The following is a 567-nucleotide window of genomic DNA, read 5'->3' on the forward strand; positions in this document are numbered from 1 at the left end:
TCCGAGTCTCGAGCATGTGTTCGTGATCGGTGAAGCTTTGCCCCCGGAGACTGTGACCGCGATGCACGCGGTGTCCGATGCGGCTGTGCACAACTTGTACGGTCCGACCGAGGCCGCGGTGTCGATCACCTATTGGCAGGCCACCGGCGCGGAGACCGGGAGTGTGCCGATCGGTGTGCCGCAGTGGAACAGTCGCGTGTATGTGTTGGATTCGCGGTTGCGTCCGGTGCCCGAGGGGGTGACGGGTGAGTTGTATCTTGCGGGTGATCAGTTGGCTCGTGGGTATGTGACGCGTCCGGATCTGAGTTCTGACAGGTTTGTGGCGAGTCCGTTCGATCCGGGTGTCCGGATGTATCGCACGGGGGATTTGGTGCGGTGGCAGCGGGTCGATGGTGAGCCGGTGCTGGAGTATTTGGGTCGTACGGATTTTCAGGTGAAGTTCCGTGGTCAGCGGATCGAGCTGGGTGAGATCGAGTCGGCGTTCCTGGCGCAGCCGCAGGTGAGTCAGGCGGCGGTGACGGTGGCTGCTTCCCAGTTGGGTGAGCAGCTGGTCGCCTACGTGGTGCC

At 63.0% G+C, this 567-nt stretch carries 1 protein-coding gene; it reads left to right on the plus strand.

Annotated features, from left to right (window positions below; translation table 11 throughout):
* Positions 1–567: AMP-binding protein (locus NS6_RS33565; RefSeq protein WP_157113115.1), on the plus strand; the 567-nt coding region annotated here is incomplete at both ends.

It is taken from the genome of Nocardia speluncae NBRC 108251, assembly GCF_001613245.1.
Taxonomy (GTDB): Bacteria; Actinomycetota; Actinomycetes; order Mycobacteriales; family Mycobacteriaceae; genus Nocardia; species Nocardia speluncae.